Here is a 14,705-nt window from a genome sequence, read left to right on the forward strand (position 1 = left end):
AAAGGTACGCGATGTTCCGCACGTCGTGTCAATCGCGGCGGCGTGTTGTGCTGCAATCCGCAACGTTCTTGCGTGCGCGACACGTGATGTCGAACGCGAAGCAGCCCCTCGCGGGGCGCCGAGCGCCCCCTGCCAGGTGCCGAACAGCCCGCGCCGGGCGCCGAGCAGCACCGGCCGGCCGTCCGCTCAGAGCAGCTCGGTGAGTTCCGACCGCGCGTGCAGGTCCCACTTCGCGAAGACACGGGACAGGTGCGCGTCGATCGTCCGCGTCGAGAGCCCGAGGGACTCCGCGATCCGCCGGTTGCTCAGGCCCTGTGCGGCGAGCTCGGCGACCTCGTACTCGCGCTTCGTCAGCGGTGGCTTGGACCGTCCGGCAGCCACCGACATGCCGTGGACCGCCAGCACGCCCTGCGCCGCGATCACCCGGGTCCGGTCGTCCGCCTGCACCGCGTCCGCGTACTGCACGATGGCGGCGGCGAGCGGTCCGTCGACGCGCGAGGCGGCGTCGCGCATCCGGTCGAGCGTGCCGGGGCTCTCGCGCCCGGTGAGCATGCCGACCGAGTAGTGCAGGGCGTACCCGTACATCACGTGCGTCCAGGACCCGTTCGCGGTGCTGCGTTCGATGATCTCGTCGGCGTGCTGCAGACCGGCGGGGTTGCCGAGCACGGACTCGGTCCAGGCGATGGTCACGGCGACCTGTTCACCGGTGATCCGCATCGCCCGCTGCGGCGTGGTCTTCGCACGTTCGAGCGCCCGGGCTGCGTCCTCCGGGTGCCCGGCATACGCGTGTGACATCGCCAAGCGGGCCCACGGGTACGCGGCGAACCCACCGTGGTCGGCGATGTCGTACCGCTCGCACGCCGCGGTGAAGGCCGCGATCGCGTCGTCCCATCGGCGCTGTCCGATGGCCAGGTTGCCCTGGCCGATGAGCTCGAGGGTGAAGTCGTACTTCAGGTAGGGGCTGGAGCGTCCGGCTGGCACCTCGGTGATCAGGTCGTCGAGGTCGCCGCGCCACACCTGCACCTGGTGCAGGACGGAGGAGTTCTCGCCCACGCTCCACGGGGCCGCCTCGACGTGTGCCACCGCGGTGGCCAGTGCCCGGCGGCCCAGGGCTGCGGCGTCGTCGAGCCGGCCAGCGGTGGCCAACGCCATCACGGCGCACGGTGCGACGGCCAGGAACGACATCGGCATCGTCGGTGCCTGCACGATGCCGCTGCGCTCGATCTCGGCACGGACCTCGGCGAAGTCGCCGCCCCAGCCCTGGTGCGCCATCCGCAGCAACCGCAGACGCTCGACCGCTTCGTCGGACACCACCAGGTGCACGGCGGCGTCGGTGAGGGCGAGCGCGGCGGCGACGTCGTCGTCGTGGAACTGGCGGATGTTCGCCAGGATCTCGCACGCCTCGGTGACGGCCTCGTCGGTGACGTCGCCGACGTGCCGCTTCGCGATGCCCCACGCCGCTTCGGCATCGGCACGGCCGGCTTCGCGGCCGTCCGAGTACGAGTGCGCCAGCGAGCGGAGGCAGTGCGCCGTGACCTGCTCGGTCGGGGTGAGGGTCGTGCGGAGTGCTGCCGAGGCCAGGGCGATCCCGCTCTCGTGCTCCTGCAACCGCACGGCGACCTGTGCCGCGTCGAGCAGCTGGTCGACCGACGGCAGGACCCCGCACTCGAGCGACCACAGTGCGGCGCGCAGCCGTGCGGCGGGCGGAGCGCCCTCGGGCCGGTCGGTGCGGAAGGCGTTGGCACGGGCGAAGAGCGCCGTGCGTCGGGCCACCGGCACCAGGGTCCGGATGACCTCGCCGACGAGCGGGTGCGACGGCCGGACGACCGCGGCACCGTCGTCGAGCGAGTCGATCCGGACGAGGCCGAGCGCGACGACCCGGTCGACGTCTCCGCCGGTGACCAGTCCGAGCAGACGGGCGAGCGGGATCGGGTCGGCGAGGGCCACGATGTCGACGACGTCACGCAGGTCCTCCGGCAGCGTCCCGAGCTCCGTGCGGTACATGTCCGCCAGGCTGTCCGACGCGGTCACCCGCCCACGCCAGTACCAGCCGCTCGCGGTGTGGTCGAGCGCACCGGAGGCCCGTGCTGCGCGCACCACCTCGCGCAGGTACAGCGGGTTGCCGGCGGTGGCCCGGTGCACGCGCTCCGCCGAGGCGTTCTCGAGCGGTGAGCCCAGCGCCTCGGCGACGAGCGCGGCGGTCTCGTGCAACGCCAGCGGCTGCAGGTCGATGCGTTCGAGCAGGTCGTCCTGCCACAGCGCGCGGAGCGGTTCGGGGAGCGCCGTGAAGTCGCGGCAGGTCAGGACGAGTCGCGCGCCCTGCCGACGGACCAGCCAGGCGACGTACCGCGCCGAGATCGCGTCCAGGTGGTCGGCGTCGTCGACACGGAGCAGCACGTCACGGTCGACCAGGTCCTCGATCGCCCGGAAGCGCTGCTCGGCACTCGCGTCGTCGGACAGCTCGGAGATCGAGGCGGGGAGTTCGCCGAAGCGCTCGACGACGGCGCCGAAGGGCATCGACCGACTCGCGGCGACCGCGGTGATCGGCACGACCACGGTGCGGCCGGTGCCGTCACGACCGGCGACCCGGTCGGTCACGCGAGCCGCGGCGGTGCTCTTGCCGAGGCCGGGGGCCCCGACGATCGCGACGCTCCAGCGGTGCTCGGCCACGACGGCGACGGCGCGGTCCTCCTCGACGCGCTGCGCGACGGGCCAGGCGACGCGAGCGGGCGAGGTGGGTCGGCGACCGCGGGCGGGTGCCGTTGGTTCACGCACGCGACGCACCTCTTCCGCTTGGGATACCGACCAGTAGCGACCATCCTCTCCCGGATCGGTCGCAGCGCACAGGCCGCGGGACGTCCCACAGTGGGGGACAATGGACGGGTGAGCAACACCGATCAACCCGACGAGCAGCCGCTCCCCGCGCCGGCACCGGCTCCCAGCGCGGTCGCCAGCCCCGACGAGGTCACCATCCGCCGTGCCCCGAAGTTCGGCGTGTTCATCGTCGGCGGTGCCGTGCTCGGCTTCCTCGCGACCCTCGTCGTGGTCGCCCTCACCATGAACCTCGGTGGCCAGCGGGACCAGACCAGCTTCGGCAGCCTGGTCGGCTACTTCAGCCTGTGGGGCGTCACGATCGGCGCCTTCGTCGGCGCGGTCGTCGCCGTCGTGTTCGACCGGGTCTACGCCCGGCGGTCGGCCCGCCTGACTGCGGAGCGCGTCGAGGTCGAACTCCCGCCCGAGACGGTCGACGGCGAGCTCGACGACCACGGTGACCAGCGGCCGTAGCCGCCCCCGGTCAACGGACAGGAGGCCCGGTGCCAGCTGGCACCGGGCCTCCTGTCCGTCGTCTGGTCGCGTCTCGGACGCGACCTAGCTGAGCTGGTTGGCCTCGACCCAGGACAGGTACTCCGGGCTCACGGTGCCCGTGACGTACTCGCCCGTGAAGCAGCTCATCTCGAGGTCGGTCACGTCGGAGCCCTCGATGATGGCGTCGCGCATGTCCCCGACCTCCTGGTAGATCAGGTGGTCGCTGCCGAGCACGCGGTTGATGTCCGGGATCTTCCTGTCGTGCGCGATGAGCTCGGCGCGCGTCGGCATGTTGATGCCGTAGACGTGCGGGAACCGGACAGGGGGAGCCGCGCTCGTGAACGTGACCTCGTTCGCGCCGGCAGCTCGGGCCATCTCGACGATCTCGCGGCTCGTCGTGCCACGCACGATCGAGTCGTCGACGATCAGGATGTTCTTGCCCTTGAACTCGGACGACATCGCGTTGAGCTTCTGACGCACCGAACGCTTGCGCTCCGCCTGGCCCGGCATGATGAAGGTGCGGCCGACGTAGCGGTTCTTGTAGAAGCCCTCGCGGTACTCGATGCCGAGCTTCCGCGCGACCTGCATGGCAGCCGGACGGCTGGAGTCCGGGATCGGCATGACGACGTCGATGTCACCGGTCGGCGCGTACTGCTCGATGGTGTCGGCCAGGCGGTTGCCGAGGCGCAGACGGGCGTCGTAGACCGAGATGCCGTTCATCACCGAGTCGGGACGGGCCAGGTAGACGTACTCGAACGAGCACGGCACCAGGCGCGGGTTCTTCGCGCACTGGCGGGCGTGCATCTGACCGTTCATCTCGATGAAGACGGCTTCGCCCGGAGCGATGTCGCGGACGATCTCGTAGCCGCCGGACTCGAGCACGAGCGACTCGCTCGCGACGACCCACTCCGGCTGGCCGGTCTCGTCGAGCTTGTGGCCGAGGATCAGCGGGCGGATGCCGAACGGGTCGCGGAAGGCCAGCAGCCCGTGCCCGGCGATGGTCGCGATCGTGGCGTAGGAGCCCTCGACCCGCTCGTGCACGCGCTCGACGGCGTCGAAGACCTGTCCTGGGTCGAGGTTCGCGCCGCGGACCTGGCCCTGCAGCTCGTGGGCCAGCACGTTGACCAGGAGCTCGGTGTCGCTCGTGGTGTTCAGGTGTCGACGGTCGATGTCGAACAGCTCACGCGTGAGTTCCCGCGTGTTGGTGAGGTTGCCGTTGTGCACGAGGACGATGCCGTACGGCGCGTTCACGTAGAACGGCTGGGCTTCTTCTTCGTTCGTCGCGGCGCCCTTGGTGGCGTACCGGACGTGCCCGAGCCCCATGGTGCCGAGGAGGGCACGCATGTCGCGGGTCCGGAACGCCTCGCGCACGTGCCCGCGGGTCTTGTGCATGTGGTGCACGTGACCCTCGACCGTGGCGATGCCCGTCGAGTCCTGCCCGCGGTGCTGCAGGAGGAGCAGTGCGTCGTAGATGGATTGGTTGGCGGGGCCCTGCGCAACAAGGCCGACGATGCCGCACATTCGCGGGTGTGCTCCAGATCAGTAGAATCGGGGGGTACCGCACAAGTCTGCCATGTCACCGCGAAGGACTCCGCATGCCCAACCCGTACGCCGAAGCCGGAGTGGACACCGCTGCCGGTGACCTGGCCGTCGAACTGATGAAGTCCGCGGTCGCGGCCACCCACAACTCCTCGGTCCTCGGGGGCGTCGGTGGGTTCGCCGGGCTCTACGATGCCTCGTTCCTGAAGGACTTCTCACACCCGTTGCTCGCGACCTCGACCGACGGCGTCGGCACCAAGGTCGCCATCGCGCAGGCGATCGACAAGCACGACACCATCGGGCAGGACCTGGTCGGCATGGTCGTCGACGACATCGTCGTGGTCGGCGCGAAGCCGCTGTTCATGACCGACTACATCGCCTGCGGCCGCGTGGTGCCTGGCCGCATCGCCGACATCGTCGCCGGAATCGCCCGCGGGTGCTCGGAGACCGGCACCGCCCTGGTCGGTGGCGAGACCGCGGAGCACCCCGGTCTGCTCGGCCCGGACGACTACGACGTGGCCGGTGCGGCGACGGGCGTCGTCGAGGCCGATGCCCAGCTCGGCGCGCACCTGGTGCAGGACGGCGACGTGGTCCTGGCGATCGAGTCGTCGGGTCTGCACTCGAACGGCTACTCGCTCGTGCGGCACATCCTGTCGACGCGGGGCGTCGGGTTCACGGACCAGCTGCCCGAGCTGAGCGGCGCCGGGTTCGGGGGCGCCGTCTCCGTCGGTGAAGCCCTGCTCGAGCCCACCCGCCTGTACACCGCACCGCTCCTGGCGCTCCTCGAGCAGCACCCGGGCGCGGTGCACTCGCTCTCGCACGTGACCGGTGGTGGCATCGCCGCGAACCTGGCGCGCGTGCTGCCCGTCGGCTCCTGGGTCGAGGTCGACCGTTCCACCTGGCAGCCGCTCCCTGTCTTCCGGGTCCTTGCGGACATGGCCGGCAGCCCGATCGAGGACACCGAGGGCACCTGGAACCTGGGCATCGGCATGTTCGCCGTCGTCTCGGCCGGTGCCGCTGCCGAGGTCATCGCGTCGCTCGGTGCCGCCGGCATGCCGACGTGGCCCGTCGGCACGATCGCCACGTCCGCCCGTGACCTGACCGGCTTCGAGCAGGGTGCCAAGGGCGTCGACGGTGGAGCAGTCCGGCTCGTCGGGAGCTACGCGGGCTGACCTGCCGTGCGGTGCGGTGCGGTGCGGTGCCGTGCCGGTGGCCGGTTCCGCCGCGCCGTGGTGCGTGCGGCGAGTGGTCACGAACCGTCGCCTGGCGGGCCTGCAACCGACGGTTCTTGACCGCTCGGCATCGTGTGCGCGGGGAGTCGTGACCACTCGAAGCCGGGGCCCGGGCGCGCCGATGGATGCACGGGCGGACCCGGTCTGGGCGCGCCGTGTCCGGCCACGCCGTGTTCGGGCACGCAGAAACGCCGCGCTGCCCGAGGGCTGCGCGGCGCGACTACAAGAGATGTCAGGCGGACTTGTTCTGGTCTGCCTGGGTCTCGAACTCGTCTTCGTCTTCCGCCGGTTCCGGACCGTACTGGTCCGCCCAACGGTCGACGTAGTTCTCGTCGGAGTGTTGTCCGGCGGAGAGCTCCTGCTCGAGCGCACCGTAGTTCGTCTGCGGGCTGAAGTACTTCAGCTCACGGGCGACCTTGGTGTGCTTCGCCTTCTGACGGCCGCGCCCCATGCGTGACCCCCTCGTTCGGCTCTGGTCCGGTCCTGGCGAATGACGGAGGATCACTCGGGGAACCAGACGGTTCGTGGTTTGAAATCTGCCGATCACTCTACCATGTACCTCGATCTGGACGTCGCGCGACGGCTGGCCCGCACAGCAGAATCGAAGTGATGACGGAACCCCTCGAGACCCCGGTCGACCAGCACGCCCGCGTGGTGGTGATCGGTGCGGGGCAGGCGGGACTCTCGGTGGGATACCACCTGCGGCGCCTGGGGCTCGTCCCCGGCACCGACCTGGTGATCCTCGACCGCGCGCCGAGCACCGGAGGAGCGTGGCAGTTCCGGTGGGAGGCCCTGCGGCTCGGGGCGGCGCACCGGGTGCACGACCTGCCCGGGATGCGCGCGATGGGCCTGGAGTTCGACGACGCCGACCGGTCACGACCCGCGCGGGACGTCGTCGGCGAGTACTACCGCCGGTTCGAACAGCACTACGACCTGCGGGTGCGGCGGCCCGTGTCGGTGACGTCCGTCTCGCGCATCGGCGCAGTCGGCGAGGTGGACGGTGGGCTGTGCGTCACGACCCGGGGCGCCGACGGTACCGTCACGCGCATCGGCGCCGACGTGGTGGTGAACGCCTCGGGCACGTGGGGCACGCCCTTCGTGCCGTGGTACCCGGGGCGCGACGTGTTCCGCGGCCGCCAGGTGGACACGACCGAGTACCGCAGCGCCACCGACTTCGCCCGGCAGGACGTCGTGGTGGTGGGCGGTGGGACGAGCGCGATCGGGTTCCTGCTCGAGCTCGACGGCGTCGCCCGTTCGACGCGGTGGTTCACGCGGCGCCCGATGGTCTGGGCCGGGACCGCCTCGCTCGACGTCGAGTCCGCGGTGGCCGCCGTCGACGAACAGGACCGCGCCGCCCGCGCCGGCGAGGTCCTGCCGAGCATCGTCAGTGGTACCGGGGTCCCCGTGTCGCGACGGATCCGGGCCGGGATCGACCGTGGCGTGCTGCGCGACGAGCCGATGTTCGCGCGGATGGACGAGAGCGGCGTGGTGACCAGTGACGGTACCCACGTGCACGCCGACGCGGTGATCTGGGCGACGGGGTTCCGGGCTGACCTGCGGCACCTCGCGCCCTTGCACCTGCGGACCACGGCGGGCGGTGTGGTGGTCGAGGACGGTCGGTCGGCGGAGGAGCCGCGGCTGTTCCTGGCCGGGTACGGCCCACAGGCGTCGACCATCGGGGCGAACCGGGCCGGACGCCTGATCGCCCGCCAGGTCATGGACACGCTGGCGGCCTGAAGACGCAACCGGGACGCGCGGCTCAGGCGGGGAGGGGCTCCTCGACGCCACGACGACGTCGCGACGACTTGAGCACCAGGGCGTCGAGCGAGAACCGCCCGGGCCCGGTCAGCGCCACGGCGAGCGAGGCCACCGCGAGCACGAGCACGTACTCGAACCCGCCGTCCTGCGAGTAGAAGCCGGCCGAGCCGTGGGCCAGGACGCCGGCCACCACCATGTCGACGGCCAGCAGCACGCCGACGACGCGGGTCGCGACACCGAGCACGAGCAGGACGCCGCCGACGAGCTCGAGGCCGGCGACGAGGGGTGCCGCGACCTCGGCCAGGGGGACACCCATGCCCGAGAAGCCCTGCACCACGTTCGGGATGCCCTGGGCGAACTTCTGGGCACCGTGGGCGATGAACACCACCCCGAGGACGATGCGGAGCGCGGTCAGGCCGATGGAGGTCGATGTCGTTCGCATGGCCACGAAGGTAGCCGTTGACGCGTCATCGATCATCCTCGGACAGGGCACTGACCGCGCTTCGCCAGAACATGCCCAGAGCATGCACAGACAGCGGTCCGCCGAAGGGCGGACTGCTTCTCAGGAATCGGCGCCGCGGCCCGTCTGCTGCTGGAGGCGGTCGATGTGCTCCGACGCCTGGGCCTTGGTGAGGTCGGCGGGGAGTTCCTCGCCGGCTTCACGGGCCAGGGTGTCGAGGTAGCTGCGCTGCGGTCCGGTCATCGGCTCGTCGCCGGTGACCCACTGCTCGGGGTCCTTGCTCGCGTCGGTGGAGGGGTCGGGTCGGGGGCCACCGAGGGTCTCGCCCTGGATCGGTGCGTCCGGGGTCTGCTGCTGGTCGCGGTCTGCGTCACTCATGTCCGCGAACGTACGCCGCACCCCCGGCACGACACGCAGCAGCGGCGTCCCCCGATCGGCCTCAGACCGCGGTGGCCGCGTACCGCACCAGGTCGGGCCCGACGGCACTCGTGGCGATCGGCACGACGCGGTCGTCGCGCCGGATCCAGATCGTCGCGGCACGTTCGTCGATCCGGTCGACCTCGTGCAGCTCGCCGTCGAGCAGCACCGACGCCGTGACCCGGACCAGGCCGCTCGCCGGACGTGGCGGCAACCCGACCACGTCGTCGCCGTACGCCGGGTGCTCACCGGGCTGCAGGAACGGTGACACCGGCGCGGTGACGACCTCGAGCCCCTCGGCGACGTCGGTCACCGCCACCAGGCGGACGGCCTGGTCGGTCGGTAGCGGCACGTCGACGACGGGCTCGGCGGTGGGCCCGGCCAGCGCGCGGAAGGCGGGCCGACCGTCGGGGGCGAGGTGGGCCTCCAGGCCGTCGATCCGGACGCGACCGCGCCCACGGGAGTCGGCGTAGACGCCGGGCTCGATGCCGGACCGCCGCGCCTCGAGCCGGGTCAGGACCACGCGGTCGGGGCGGTACCAGTCGCGGAGCGCGGCGGGGTCGACCCACCCGACGCTCGGGACCCCGCGGGAGAGCGCGGCGGACTCGTCGGCGGCGCGCTCGTCGACCGCACCGAGCGGGTGCTCGCCGCGCACGGCGACGAGTCCTTCGAGCGGGCTGCCGGCCGGCGGTTCGTGGTCGAGCACCTCGACGCGCTTCGAGACCTTGCCGCCGTGTCCGTCGAACGTGGCGAACGTCCGCAGGTCACTGATGGTCATGGGGCCACATGCTACGACTCGTCGGCTCCCCGTCGCGGCGGCGAGGGGACGAGGGCGTGGATCTCGCCCGTGCAGAGCGCGGGGTCGACGCCCTCGGCGGGGCCGGCCGGACGGGTCGCGCGGCGCGGCTGGATGCTGTTGCGCTCGGCGGACCGGAGCAGGCGGTCCTCGGCTGCGCCCTCGGCCGACGACCCGGGCTGCGCTGGCCGGCGGAGCGGGGGCCGGACGGGTTCACCGCGGCGCTCCTGGCCGGGCAGCGGGCGGGAGCGGCGGCCGTACAGCAGCTCGGACGAGTCGAGCAGCCACGGCACCAGGGCCACGGTGACGCCGTGCACGAGCAGCAGCTTCTTGCGGATGCGGCGGCCGCGGTGGTTGTGGAGCAGCCCCTCCCACCAGTGGCCGACGATGAAGATCGGCGTGTAGACGGTGACGACCTCGGAGCCGTGCTCGGCCCGGTGCGCCTTGATGTACTTGATCAGGGGCATCGAGATGTCGCGGTACGGGCTCGGCACGATCGTCAGCGGCACCTGGATGCCGTACTCCGCCCACTGGTCGCGCAGACGCTGTGACTCGGCGTCGTCGATGGCGACGTGCACGGCTTCGATGCTCGCGTGCTCGGCGGCGACCGCGTAGTCGAGCGCCTTGAGCACGGGCTTCTGCAGCTTGTTCACCAGGACGATGGCGTGGTCGCCGGTGGCGCCGAACTTCGTCTCGACGTCGGCCTCGATCTCGTGCGAGACGTCGCGGTAGTAGCGGTTCACGCCGAGCATGAGCACGTACAGCACCGGCATGATCAGGAACACGAGCCAGGCACCGTGGGTGAACTTCGTGATCGTGACGATGACGAGCACCACGAAGGTGAAGGTGGCACCGATCGCGTTGATGGTGCGGGAGCGGACGACCTGCCCTCGGTTCACGGCAGGGTCGCCGTCGGGCACCGTACCGTCGCGGTCCGCCCGCAGCAGCCGCGTCCAGTGCACGACCATGCCCGTCTGCCCGAGCGTGAACGACACGAAGACACCGATGATGTAGAGCTGGATCAGGCTGGTGACGTTCGCCCGGTAGACCACGAGCAGGGCCGCGGCGACCAAGGCCAGGACGATGACGCCGTTCGAGTAGATGAGACGGTCGCCGCGGGTCGACAGCGCCTTCGGGGCGTACGAGTCGCGCGCCAGGATCGAGCCGAGCAGCGGGAACCCGTTGAAGGCCGTGTTCGCGGCGAGGAGCAGGACCGCCGCGGTCGTCGCCTGGATCACGAAGAACAGCACCGAGTTGTTGCCGAACGTCGCCGCCGCGATCTGCGCGATCAGGGAGCGCTGCGGCGTGGTCGCGCAGTTCGCGAAGCCCTGCAGGTCGCAGGCGCGCTCGGCGTAGTGCACGTGCGACACGAGCGCCAGGGTGATGAGGCCGATGAACAGGACGATCGCGATGCCGCCCATCGCGACCAGGGTGGCCTGCGCGTTCTTGATCTTCGGGCGACGGAACGCCTGCACGCCGTTCGCGATGGCCTCGACGCCGGTCAGGGCCGAGCAGCCCGAGGCGAAGGCACGCAGGAGCAGCAGGATGAACGCCGCCTGCGTCGTGTGCTCCACGTTCTGCACGGTGTACGCCGCGGACTCGGCGACCGGGGCGTTGCCGGCTGCGACCCGGACGAGCCCGGTGACGACCATCACGAACACGCTCGCCACGAACAGGTAGGTCGGGATCGCGAAGGCCTTGCTCGACTCGCGCACGCCGCGCAGGTTGGCGGCGGCGAGCAGCACGACGAACAGCAGGGCGAGCTCGACGCGGAAGCGGTCGAGCATCGGGAGCGCCGAGATGATGTTGTCGACACCGGAGGCGACCGACACCGCCACCGTCATCACGTAGTCGACGAGCAGTGCGCTGGCGACGACCAGCCCGGCCTTCTCGCCCAGGTTCCGGTGCGCCACCTCGTAGTCGCCACCACCGGACGGGTAGGCCTTGATGAGCTGCCGGTACGAGGCGACGACCACGACGAGCAGCAGCACGACGAGTGCGGCGACCCACGGCGCGAACGTCAGGAAGGCCATGCCACCGAGCAGCAGGATCATCAGGAGTTCCTGCGGCGCGTACGCGACAGAGGACAGCGGGTCACTCGCGAAGATCGGCAGGGCCAGGTGCTTCGGGAGGAGCTGTCCTTCGAGCTTCTCGGAGGGGAGGGGATCCCCGATCAGTCGCGCTTTCAACGACCGGATCTCGTTCGTCACGAGCGGCAAACCTACTCAGTTCCGGGCGCGAGTCAACACGGTTCCCCCGCCGCACATTCCCGGTCGGCCGCGGGCGCTCGGCGGCGGCTGCTCGGTACCCACTGCGGTTGACGCAGCGTCAAGCAGTACAGTCGCGAGCATGAGCGCATCGACAGGCACCGACGAGGCAGCTGCGAAAGCACCCCACGCCATCGCCGAGGTGGCGCGTTCCGCCGGTGTCTCGAGCCGGACCCTGCGGCACTACGAGGCGGTCGGACTGCTGCCGGCCACCGCCGTCGGAGCGGGTGGACTCCGGCGCTACGACGACCACGCACTGGTCCGGCTGCAGCGGATCCTGCTGCTGCGCGGGCTCGGCTTCGCCCTGCCCGACATCGCGCGACGACTCGACGACGAGGGCGACGACGTCGCGGCACTCACGGTGCACCTGCGATGGCTGGAGCACGAGCGGGACCGGCTGGCCCGGCAGCTCGCGGCGGTGCGCACCACCGTCGCGCGCGTCTCGCACGGGGAACCCCTGACGGCGTCCGACGCGTTCGCCGGCTTCGCGCCGACGCGGCCGTCGGCCGACGACCCAACGGTTGCGGGGCGGTGAGCTTCCGTGGATGCGTCGGTCGCGACCGCGGGCGGACGACGGCCGGGAGGCCCTGGTCGCCACCGCCTGTCGGCCGCGGGCCGTCAGAGCGACTTGCGCAGGGCCTCCAGGCCGTCACGCAGACGCGTCACGGTGTCCGAACCGAGCGTGCCGCGGGTCGCGCGACGACGCAGGTCCGCGCGCACCTGCTGCCGGAACGACGACAGTGCCATCTCGAGCTCGCGCAGGGCGCGGGCGCTGTCCGACGGGACGGACACGGGCTCCTCGGTGGAACCGGTCGCCGGGCTCTCGGCCGCGGCGGCCAGGTCGGCACGGAGCGAGCGCATGGCCTCGCCCACCGAGGCGCGCACGCCGTCGGCCAACGACTTCACCGAGTCGCTCAGGCCGGACTCGACCGCGGCGATCTCGTCGGCACGCGCCGCGAGTTCGGCGCGACCGGCTTCCGTGATCGCGTAGACGGTCTTGCGGCCGTCGGCGGTCTTGGAGACCAGGCCGTCGTCCTCGAGCTTCGCGAGCCGGGGGTAGACGGTGCCGGCGCTCGGCACGTAGGTGCCGCCGAAGCGGTCGCCGAGTGCCTGGATGAGCTCGTAGCCGTGCATGGGGTGGTCTGCGAGCAGGACGAGCAGGTAGAGACGCAGGTGGCCGTGGGCGAAGACGGGACTCATTCGGGCACCTCGCTGTCGTTCGTCGGGGTGGTCGGAGCCGTCGGCGTGCTCGGCGCAGTCGGTGGCGGCGTCGGCGCGGCCGGCGTGTCGGCGACCGGCGGGGCGTGCAGCACCGCGATGTCGCCGGACACGGAGTTCACCCGCAGGTCGAGCCACTGGCCGGACAGCTCGCCGCCCTGCTTGACGTACGAGCCGCGCACGCCGCGGATCTCGGCGTCGTCGAACTGCAGCTTGCCGGTCGCGGTGTTGACCGTGCAGTTGTAGGCGACGCCGTCCTCGAGCCGGACGCTCACCGCGCCGGACACCGTGTTGATGCGGGCGGACTCGGGGACCCCGTGCAGGTCCAGCACGACGTCGGCGGAGACGCCGTCGGCCTGGAACCGGGGGATCTCGCCGGTGGCCACGACGTCGCCGGAGACGGTGTGCACCGTGAGGGCGCCGTCGAGGTCGCGGATCGTGGTGGCGCCCGAGACGGCGTTGACCGTGACGTCACCCGCGACGCCGTCGACCACCAGGTCGCCGGACACCGTGTTGAGGGTCGCGCCGCGGTTCGTGCCGGAGAGCAGCGCACCGGCCGAGACGACACCGAGCGTGATGCCGGCGTCGCGGGGGACCAGGATGCTGACGTCGGCGTGGGCCTTGCCGCGGAAGGACTTCAGGAACCCGATGGGGTCGTCCCACCGGACCTGGGGGTGGTCGACGGTGAGCGTGTCGCCGTCGACCTCGACGAGCATCTGCTTGCCGGACACGCTGTGGATCTCGACCCGTGCGGTCGGCTCGTCGTGCGCGACGACGTCCACCTGTCCGCCGACGAGACCGACGCGCACGGTGCGCACGATGCCGGTGTCGATGACCTTGGGCTCGTCGACGAGCCACTTCTCCTGCGCCATGGTGCCTCCTGGAACTCGCGATGTATCGCGTCTGTGGAGGTCACGCTATATCGCGACTCGGCGCTCCGCAAGGGTGCCGGGCGGATGGTGAGCAGAAGTGGTCGGGTGGGGCCGCGCGACCCGACCGTTCCTGCTCACGAAGCGTGCGTGACGGGGGTGGGGCGCGCCTCCTGGACGATCCGGCGCTCCGGGCTCCACGGGAACCGGCGGAAGTGCGGCATGAGCGGCTGGACCATCGGCCCGATCGCGAACGCCGCGATGACGGTGCCGGCGCCGACGTCCCCGCCGAGCACCCACCCGACGATCACCACGGTGACCTCGACCAGGGTCCGGGCGAGCCAGATCGGCCAGCCGAGCCGCTGGTGCAGGCCGACCATCAGGCCGTCCCGCGCCCCGGTGCCGAACCCCGCACCGATGTAGAACGCCGTCGCGACCGCGAGCAGCACGAGCCCCGCCGCGAACAGCCCGATCCGGGCGACGATCCCCGACGGCTCCGGCACGAGCCAGAGCACCAGGTCGGCACTCGGTCCGATCGCCAGGGCGTTCAGCAGCGTCCCGATGCCCGGCTTCTGGCGGAGCGGGATCCAGAGCAGGAGGATGACCCCGCTCGACACGACCGTGATGACGCCGAACGACCACGGGACGACGTTCTCGAGCCCCTGGGTCAGCACGGTCCACGAGCTCACACCGACCACCGCGCGGACCTGCAGTGCGGTCGAGGCGCCGTAGAGGAACAGCCCGACGAAGAGCTGGACGAAGCGCAGGGTGAGGGCGGTGCGGCGGGGCATGGTCCCATCGTCGCGATGGATTGGCCTGCTGGTCGAGAGCCAATCGCGCTAC

The 14,705-nt window shown here is 71.4% G+C and carries 14 protein-coding genes; 4 read left to right on the forward strand and 10 right to left on the reverse strand.

All coding sequences use genetic code 11. The features are described 5' to 3' along the window. Nucleotides 1-186 precede the first annotated feature (186 nt). Nucleotides 187-2,775 (reverse strand): helix-turn-helix transcriptional regulator, encoded by a 2,589-nt coding sequence (locus MXD64_RS03150; RefSeq protein ID WP_156155332.1) that lies wholly within the window; start codon nucleotides 2,773-2,775, stop codon nucleotides 187-189. Between the two features lie 108 nt (nucleotides 2,776-2,883). On the opposite strand from MXD64_RS03150, the gene MXD64_RS03155 reads away from it, so the two are divergent. Continuing rightward, complete coding sequence (locus MXD64_RS03155; protein ID WP_017886252.1) at nucleotides 2,884-3,285, forward strand: hypothetical protein; 402 nt, start codon at nucleotides 2,884-2,886, stop codon at nucleotides 3,283-3,285. A gap of 84 nt (nucleotides 3,286-3,369) precedes the next feature. On the opposite strand, the gene purF is transcribed toward MXD64_RS03155, so the two are convergent. After that, nucleotides 3,370-4,827, reverse strand: coding sequence for an amidophosphoribosyltransferase (purF, locus tag MXD64_RS03160; RefSeq protein ID WP_017886251.1), 1,458 nt, complete (start codon nucleotides 4,825-4,827; stop codon nucleotides 3,370-3,372). A gap of 74 nt (nucleotides 4,828-4,901) precedes the next feature. On the opposite strand from purF, the gene purM reads away from it, so the two are divergent. Next, nucleotides 4,902-6,017, forward strand: coding sequence for a phosphoribosylformylglycinamidine cyclo-ligase (gene purM, locus MXD64_RS03165; protein WP_263137121.1), 1,116 nt, complete (start codon nucleotides 4,902-4,904; stop codon nucleotides 6,015-6,017). Nucleotides 6,018-6,309: 292 nt separating this feature from the next. Here purM and MXD64_RS03170 read toward each other — a convergent pair whose 3' ends face one another. Continuing rightward, nucleotides 6,310-6,528: a DUF3073 domain-containing protein gene (locus MXD64_RS03170; protein ID WP_017886249.1), complete on the reverse strand. Its 219-nt coding sequence runs from the start codon at nucleotides 6,526-6,528 to the stop codon at nucleotides 6,310-6,312. 158 nt (nucleotides 6,529-6,686) lie between these two features. On the opposite strand from MXD64_RS03170, the gene MXD64_RS03175 reads away from it, so the two are divergent. Next, on the forward strand, nucleotides 6,687-7,814 hold the full coding sequence (locus MXD64_RS03175) for an NAD(P)-binding domain-containing protein (RefSeq protein ID WP_083389313.1): 1,128 nt from the start codon (nucleotides 6,687-6,689) through the stop codon (nucleotides 7,812-7,814). 22 nt (nucleotides 7,815-7,836) lie between these two features. On the opposite strand, the gene MXD64_RS03180 is transcribed toward MXD64_RS03175, so the two are convergent. The 4 genes from MXD64_RS03180 to MXD64_RS03195 all read right to left on the reverse strand — a co-directional run bounded on the left by MXD64_RS03180 (nucleotide 7,837) and on the right by MXD64_RS03195 (nucleotide 11,727). Further along, the gene (locus tag MXD64_RS03180; RefSeq protein WP_017886247.1) at nucleotides 7,837-8,277 is read right to left on the reverse strand and encodes a DoxX family protein; all 441 of its coding nucleotides are present in this window, start codon (nucleotides 8,275-8,277) and stop codon (nucleotides 7,837-7,839) included. A 120-nt stretch (nucleotides 8,278-8,397) separates the two neighbouring features. Next, complete coding sequence (locus MXD64_RS03185) at nucleotides 8,398-8,673, reverse strand: DUF3072 domain-containing protein (RefSeq protein ID WP_017886246.1); 276 nt, start codon at nucleotides 8,671-8,673, stop codon at nucleotides 8,398-8,400. Between the two features lie 61 nt (nucleotides 8,674-8,734). Continuing rightward, a complete protein-coding gene (locus tag MXD64_RS03190; protein WP_017886245.1) occupies nucleotides 8,735-9,490 on the reverse strand; it encodes a hypothetical protein in 756 nt (251 codons plus the stop codon). 11 nt (nucleotides 9,491-9,501) lie between these two features. After that, nucleotides 9,502-11,727, reverse strand: coding sequence for an APC family permease (locus MXD64_RS03195; protein WP_263137122.1), 2,226 nt, complete (start codon nucleotides 11,725-11,727; stop codon nucleotides 9,502-9,504). Between the two features lie 130 nt (nucleotides 11,728-11,857). On the opposite strand from MXD64_RS03195, the gene MXD64_RS03200 reads away from it, so the two are divergent. Further along, a complete protein-coding gene (locus tag MXD64_RS03200) occupies nucleotides 11,858-12,310 on the forward strand; it encodes a MerR family transcriptional regulator (RefSeq protein ID WP_056069352.1) in 453 nt (150 codons plus the stop codon). Between the two features lie 83 nt (nucleotides 12,311-12,393). On the opposite strand, the gene MXD64_RS03205 is transcribed toward MXD64_RS03200, so the two are convergent. The 3 genes from MXD64_RS03205 to yczE form a co-directional block, all read right to left on the reverse strand. Next, nucleotides 12,394-12,975: a PadR family transcriptional regulator gene (locus tag MXD64_RS03205; RefSeq protein WP_259551758.1), complete on the reverse strand. Its 582-nt coding sequence runs from the start codon at nucleotides 12,973-12,975 to the stop codon at nucleotides 12,394-12,396. After that, nucleotides 12,972-13,865 (reverse strand): DUF4097 domain-containing protein, encoded by an 894-nt coding sequence (locus MXD64_RS03210; RefSeq protein WP_259551760.1) that lies wholly within the window; start codon nucleotides 13,863-13,865, stop codon nucleotides 12,972-12,974. Before MXD64_RS03210 ends, MXD64_RS03205 begins: the two co-directional genes overlap by 4 nt. Before the next feature lie 134 nt (nucleotides 13,866-13,999). Beyond that, on the reverse strand, nucleotides 14,000-14,653 hold the full coding sequence (yczE, locus tag MXD64_RS03215; protein ID WP_071251513.1) for a membrane protein YczE: 654 nt from the start codon (nucleotides 14,651-14,653) through the stop codon (nucleotides 14,000-14,002). Nucleotides 14,654-14,705 lie beyond the last annotated feature (52 nt).

The sequence above is a fragment of the Curtobacterium sp. Arg-1 genome (genome assembly GCF_025643395.1).
Classification (GTDB): domain Bacteria; phylum Actinomycetota; class Actinomycetes; order Actinomycetales; family Microbacteriaceae; genus Curtobacterium; species Curtobacterium poinsettiae.